Here is a 6,288-nt window from a genome sequence, read left to right on the forward strand (position 1 = left end):
AGTGCCCGAGCTCCGTCCGGCGGTCCCTTCCAGAACTGGTTCGAACTGCTACAATGCCTCTTCAATCCTGAGGCGAAGGCGATGAAGCGGCGCGATTTCATCACTATTGTCGGCGCGGCCGCGGTATGGCCAATGACTGCGCGTGCCGAGCAGCCGGCTATGCCGGTAATTGGTTTTCTTGCCAGCCTTTCCTCAGCCTATGTTGCGCATTTTGCACCTGCGTTTCGCCAAGGCTTGAGCGAAACGGGCTACATCGACGGCCAGAACGTTGTGATCGAATTTCGTTCGGCCGAAGGAAAATACGAGCGGCTGACGGACCTCGCTGCTGAACTGATCGATCGTAAGGTTGCCGTGATCGTAGCCATCGGCGGAAGCGATCCCGCGAAAGTGGCCAAAGCGGCGACCACGCTGATCCCGATCGTTTTCGTCAGCGCCGCCGATCCGGTCAGGGCGGGAGTGGTTACCAGCTTCAATCGACCGGGAGGCAATATCACGGGTGTGAGCTTGCTTGGCTCGGCACTGGAAGCCAAACGGCTGGAACTGCTGCACGAAATGATTCCCGGTGCCTCCACCATAGCGGTACTTGTGAATCCGAAATATCCGGATGTGGATCTCGAATTACGCGAGCTGCAGGAAGCAGCTGACGTGATCAAGCGGCAGATTATTGTCGCGCGCGCCAGTACCGAGGCCGAGATCGACACGGCCTTTGCGACCGTCACGCAACAGGCCGTTAGCGCGCTTCTGGTTGCGCAAGACCCGTTCTTCAACGGCCGGCGCGACCATTTTGTGGCATTGGCTGCACGTTTTAACCTGCCTGTGATCTACAATCAGCGCGAATACACAGATATTGGCGGTTTGTTCAGTTACGGAACCAATTTTGCCGATGGCTATCGTCAGGCGGGCGTTTACGTCGGGAAACTTCTCAAGGGCGCCAAGCCCAGCGATCTGCCGATCCTGCAGCCGACCAAGTACGAGCTTGTGATAAATCTAAGGACCGCCAAAACGCTCGGCATTGCCGTGCCTTCCACTCTGCTGGCGCTCGCCGATGAGGTGATCGAATAGCAAGACGCACACCTGAGTCCGTTTATGCAACTCCGTGTCATTTCACTGTGCTACAGCATTGGTCGCCGTCGGAGCAGCACAGACACTGACTGATTTGCTTTGTCTGTCGAGTCCCGCTCGCAAAAATATTTCTGTTCGCGCGCGACCCAAATCACTTTTAAATCTCCGCCATCCCGGCCCACACAAAGGGGCGTTTCGCGATCGTCACGGACGTAGGGCTCGGGATGCGATGGACGCAGGCGGCGCTTCTGACGAGGGCGCGTGCTGGCGGACGGCGAAGTCGTGTGGTCCTGACGCCCCGACGCTGGCGTCAAGTTTTCCGGAGTTTATCCGCAAAGCGATGGTGGCAAACAAGCCCGGTCACCAGGGAGAGCGCGAAGGAAACCGTTAAAACCATTGCGTGCGGGAATGCCGGGTGAACCGGTGTATCCGTGGCTTCTACCCCTGTGCTTTTTTGTTGCACAGGGGGCTGCGGGTGCATCGGGCACCCGGCATTCCCCACGCCCTTTATTTTGGGCGGACAATTCAGGCACAACTCGGACGCATCGCGCCGCGAGGCGGCGGAGGTGTGTCTTGAGTTTTTCGTCGTCCCGGCGAACGCCGGGACCCATAACCACAGGCCGCTGTTGTTGCGCGAAAGCCGTCGAACAGCATCTTTCAAAACAGGCGTCACGGCGTATGGATCCCGGCTCAAGGCCGGGACGACAGTTCCGTAGGGTGGGCAAAGCGCAGCGTGCCCACCGCCTGAACCGCATCGGATATGATGGTGGGCACGCGCAAGCGCGCCTTTGCCCATCCTACAGACCCGCAACGCTGCCGAAAATCCGCAACCCGGTTTGAACTTGGCGCCGTCCGGGCGCGACTGCTTGACAGCACAAACCGACAACGGAGCAAATGATGGTTCGTCAGCCCACGCCAACATCCGGGACTACCAGCCACAATGCGGTGGTCTCGTTGCTGCTTCCCTGCCTGCTGATCGGCCATTTTCTCTGGAACGTGTTGACGCCGGCGCATGAATATCCGATGCGCTCGGACCAGATGCTGACCATGGCGCTCGATTTCCTCGGGCTGCTTGGCCTGATCGGGCTGAAGTCTTCCATTCCGAAACCGCTGTTCTGGATCGCCCTCGTCGCGGGCATCGGTCTATTTGCGTTGCGCCTCAATGGCGACGCCGGCTGGTGGACCGGCCATCTCGTCTATTCGCTGCCGCCGCGATGAGGTCGCTTGTCCTCGCCATGACCATTGACGATCTCCTTGCCGCCGCCGCCACCCTGCCCCTGCGCGATGCGGCCTACGCGATCTGGCGCCAGAAGATCAACTTCGAGCGGCTGGAGGGCCGGGTGTGGCCAAGGCGGGATCAGAGCACGCCTGAAGCGCGCGAGAAATCGATGCGCGAAATCAGGGCGCAGATCAAGCACGAGCACGACTTCGCCCAGGACGGCCCGACCTTCGACCGGCTGAAACGCGCGCATCCACATGCCGCGGACGCCGAGTTGAAGCAGGCCATCGTCGCGGCGGTGAAGTTCGACGACGATTGCTTCAAACATTTTTCACATGGCCGTGCGGAGGATTTTTGGGAAATGTGCATCCGCGCGGTGGCACGGGCGGCACAGGATCATCCGGATTATCTGGAGACCACCTACCGCGATGCGCGCAACTGGGTCGCCTACACCATGAAATGAGGCGACCCGAACCGTGCCTGGATCAATAGCCGACCGTGAAGCGCTGACGCGAATAAGCGGGCTTTTCGATCTCGTCCGCGAGCGCGATCGCATAATCCTCGAACGATATGTGGCTGCCTTTGTCATTGGTCAGCAATTGATCGCGGCCGAGGCGGAATTTCCCGGTACGCTCACCGGGGGCGAACACCGCGGAGGGCGACAGATAAGTCCAGTCGAGATCGGATTGCTGGCGCAGCAGATCGAGGAAAACACTTCCGGCCGAGGCCTCGGCCTTGTAGATCGCCGGAAATTCCGGGGTATCGATCAGCTTCACCCCGGGCGCGACTTCGAGGCTGCCGGCGCCGCCGACCACGAGATAGCGGGGAACCCTGGCTTCCCGCACCGCCGCGATCAATTTGTGCGGGTCGCTGGCGGTGAAATGCACCGAGCTGATCACGACGTCGTGGCCCTTGATCGCTGTGGTGAGGCCGGCGACGTCATCCGCATCGGCCTTCACGGGCACCACGCCCGGCAGCGCGGCGACTTTTTGCGGATTTCGGGCGATCGCAGTCACGGCATGGCCGCGGCGCGACAGTTCGGCGAGGATGCGCGAGCCGGCATTGCCGGTGGCGCCGATCAAGGCGATTTTCATGGGGGCTCCATTTCACTTTGGGGGGCTGATGTGGTAACTATCAGATACCAACTAGTCGATCGGAATACAGCTGTGAAGAAGGCACCTTCGCGTAAGCTGGTCACCCCCAGGAAACTACCGAGTACCCGTCTGGTAACCACCGCGTAACGTCCAAGGAGACTGCCGATGAAGACCGCCTGCCCCAATCCGAATGCCTATGCGGCCACCTGCCCGACCCGTCTGGTGCTGGACCGCGTGGCCGATAAATGGGCCGTCCTGATCCTGGGCTTGCTGCGGGACGAACCGGTGCGTTTCAACGGGCTTCGCCGGTTGATCGAGGGCATATCGCAGAAAATGCTGTCGCAGACCCTCAAGAGCCTGGAGCGCGACGGCCTGGTCAGCCGCAAGGCGATCCCGACGGTGCCGGTCACGGTCGAATATTCGATCACACCTCTGGGCCGGACCTTGTCCGTGACGGTGGATAGTCTGCGGGTATGGGCAGAAACCCATATCGACAAGGTGCTAAAAGCCCAGAAGCACTACGATGCTGGCTTGCAGCGGAAGGCCGCCTGAGCCCAAGTCATCGAGTCGCCAGGGTCAAAGTCGCCAGGAGAGTACATGACGTCAGCGAATAAGGTGAATCTCGTCAGCCACCCGCTCGTGCAGCACAAGCTCACGCTGATGCGCGAGCGTGACCGCTCGATCAAGGGGTTCCGCGAGCTCTTGAACGAGATCGGCACGCTATTGTGCTATGAAGTCACCGCCGACTTGCCGCTCGAGATGGTCGACATCGAGACGCCGCTGACGCCGATGAAGGCGCCGATGATCGCCGGCAAGAAGCTGACCTTCGCGCCGATCCTGCGCGCCGGCGTCGGCTTTCTCGACGGCATGCTGGCGCTGGTGCCCTCGGCCCGCGTCGCGCATATCGGTCTTTACCGCGATCCCCAGACGCTGCAGGCGGTCGAATATTTCTTCAAGGCGCCGCATGATCTGTCGGACCGCACCGTGATCCTGATGGATCCGATGCTGGCCACCGGCAATTCCGCTTGTGCCGCCGCTTCACTGCTGAAGACGCGCGGCGCCCGCGATATCCGCTTTGTCTGCCTGCTGGCGGCGCCCGAGGGCATCGCGCAATTCCAGCGCGAGCATCCGGACGTCCCGATCTGGACCGCTGCGATCGACGAGCGGCTGAACGATCATGGTTACATCCTGCCGGGTCTCGGCGACGCCGGCGACAGAATGTTCGGTACCAAATAGTCCGCTCGCGCTATCGCGCGGCTGCGGCCCGTCCTCGATCAGGGCTCGAGCCCGGACTCGCGCAGCGCCGGCGCGGCCTCCGCTGAAGCGAGAAATTTCAGCAGCCGGTCGGCTTGATCCGGGTTTTTCGACGCCTTGAGACGCCCGGCGGAAAACACCGCCGGGCTCTGCAAATGCAGCGGAATCGGTCCGATGATTTCTATGCCTGCAACCAGTTTCAGTTCGCTGATCTGCTGCACTGCGAGGTCGGCCTCGCCGGACAAAAGCCGTTCCGCAGTAAAGCCCTGGGGAATGATCCGGGCGCGGGCGTTGATTTCAGCTGCGATCCCCATCCGCTCGATCAGTTGCGCGAAGAAAATGCCGCTGGCGCCGAGACCCGAATACGCCACCGAACGGGCGCCCAGCAAGGTTGCGCGCAGCGCCTGCTCGGTCGCAATATCCGGATGATCGGCGCCGGCCTTGACCGCAAGACCAACAAAGGAACGCGCGAGATCAACGCGGCTCTCCGCCGCTACGCTTCCGTTGGCCTCGAGACCGCTCAGCCCCTCGCGCGTTAAAATGACGACATCGGCCGCTTCACCATTGCGCAGGCGTTCCAGGAGCCCCAGCGTCGGGGCAAAGTCAGCGTCGATGCGCGCGTCCCCTTCTGCTTCATATCGCCCCGCCAGGCTGCGGACCGCCCCCATCAAGGCAAGTGTCGATAGCAGTCGAACCGTATTCGGCATTTACAAGTCCTTCGACGCGACGTTACCGGCACCATCCGCGCCGCCGTCAGACCGAGGCCACGCTCGATCGCAACTGCAACGGCTTCTAACACAAGCGCGATGGGCCTTAAACGCAATGATCCGCCAAAGCTCGCGCGTTGGCGGATCAATTTACGGCCCGAACACCCGCAGGGGTCCGGGCTATGTGTCGTGCGCGTTAGGCCGCAGCCGCCTTGGCCGCGGTTGGAACCGACGCGACCGTCTTCAGGATTTGCGAAGCGATCTGGTAGGGGTCGCCTTGCGAATTCGGACGGCGATCTTCCAGATAGCCCTTGTAACCATTGTTGGCGAAGCTGTGGGGCACGCGGATCGAAGCGCCGCGGTCCGCAATACCCCAGCTGAAGCTGTCGATCGACGCGGTCTCGTGCTTGCCGGTGAGCCGCAGATGGTTGTCCGGACCGTAGACCGCGATGTGATCGGCGCGGTGCTCCTTGAAGGCTTCCATCAGCTTCTCGAAATATTCCTTGCCGCCGACTTCGCGCAGATAGGTGGTGGAGAAGTTGGCGTGCATGCCCGAGCCGTTCCAGTCGGTGTCGCCGAGCGGCTTGCAATGATATTCGATGTCGATGCCGTAGGTCTCGGTCAGCCGCTGCATCAAATAGCGGGCCATCCACATTTCGTCAGCGGCCTTCTTGGAGCCTTTGCCGAAGATCTGGAATTCCCACTGGCCCTTCGCGACTTCCGCGTTGATGCCTTCATGATTGATGCCGGCGGCGAGGCACAGATCAAGGTGCTTCTCGACGATCTCGCGGGCAACCGCACCGACGTTCGAGTAGCCGACGCCGGTGTAATACGGGCCCTGCGGCGCGGGATAACCGGAGGTGGGGAAGCCGAGCGGACGGCCGTCCTTGTAGAAGAAATACTCCTGCTCGAAGCCGAACCAGGCGCCCGGATCGTCGAGAATGGTGGCGCG

General features: G+C 61.4%; 8 protein-coding genes. 5 read left to right on the forward strand and 3 right to left on the reverse strand.

All coding sequences use genetic code 11. The features are described from left to right. Window positions 1-81 precede the first annotated feature (81 nt). The 3 genes from ABR948_RS11475 (at window position 82) to ABR948_RS11485 (ending at window position 2,744) form a co-directional block, all read left to right on the forward strand. Complete coding sequence (locus tag ABR948_RS11475) at window positions 82-1,062, forward strand: ABC transporter substrate-binding protein (RefSeq protein WP_428117326.1); 981 nt, start codon at window positions 82-84, stop codon at window positions 1,060-1,062. Window positions 1,063-1,959: 897 nt separating this feature from the next. Continuing rightward, window positions 1,960-2,280 carry a hypothetical protein gene (locus ABR948_RS11480; RefSeq protein ID WP_428117328.1) on the forward strand — a complete coding sequence of 107 codons (321 nt, stop codon included), beginning with the start codon at window positions 1,960-1,962 and terminating at the stop codon, window positions 2,278-2,280. Then, window positions 2,277-2,744: a hypothetical protein gene (locus tag ABR948_RS11485; protein WP_428117331.1), complete on the forward strand. Its 468-nt coding sequence runs from the start codon at window positions 2,277-2,279 to the stop codon at window positions 2,742-2,744. Before ABR948_RS11480 ends, ABR948_RS11485 begins: the two co-directional genes overlap by 4 nt. A gap of 22 nt (window positions 2,745-2,766) precedes the next feature. On the opposite strand, the gene ABR948_RS11490 is transcribed toward ABR948_RS11485, so the two are convergent. Beyond that, window positions 2,767-3,375 (reverse strand): NAD(P)-dependent oxidoreductase, encoded by a 609-nt coding sequence (locus ABR948_RS11490; RefSeq protein ID WP_428117333.1) that lies wholly within the window; start codon window positions 3,373-3,375, stop codon window positions 2,767-2,769. A 165-nt stretch (window positions 3,376-3,540) separates the two neighbouring features. Here ABR948_RS11490 and ABR948_RS11495 point away from each other — a divergent pair, with 165 nt between their 5' ends. Both ABR948_RS11495 and upp read left to right on the forward strand, forming a co-directional pair. Continuing rightward, window positions 3,541-3,927: a winged helix-turn-helix transcriptional regulator gene (locus tag ABR948_RS11495; protein WP_428117336.1), complete on the forward strand. Its 387-nt coding sequence runs from the start codon at window positions 3,541-3,543 to the stop codon at window positions 3,925-3,927. Window positions 3,928-3,972: 45 nt separating this feature from the next. After that, entirely contained in the window at window positions 3,973-4,611 is a 639-nt protein-coding gene (gene upp, locus ABR948_RS11500) for a uracil phosphoribosyltransferase (RefSeq protein ID WP_428117338.1), read from the forward strand. Window positions 4,612-4,649: 38 nt separating this feature from the next. Here the strand turns inward: upp and ABR948_RS11505 are convergent, their stop codons facing one another. After that, window positions 4,650-5,336, reverse strand: coding sequence for a substrate-binding domain-containing protein (locus ABR948_RS11505; protein ID WP_428117341.1), 687 nt, complete (start codon window positions 5,334-5,336; stop codon window positions 4,650-4,652). A 196-nt stretch (window positions 5,337-5,532) separates the two neighbouring features. Continuing rightward, window positions 5,533-6,288 (reverse strand): glutamine synthetase (locus ABR948_RS11510; protein ID WP_428117343.1); only part of this gene is annotated, 756 nt, incomplete at its 5' end.

It is taken from the genome of Bradyrhizobium sp., from assembly GCF_050014615.1.
In the GTDB taxonomy this organism is placed as follows: domain Bacteria; phylum Pseudomonadota; class Alphaproteobacteria; order Rhizobiales; family Xanthobacteraceae; genus Bradyrhizobium.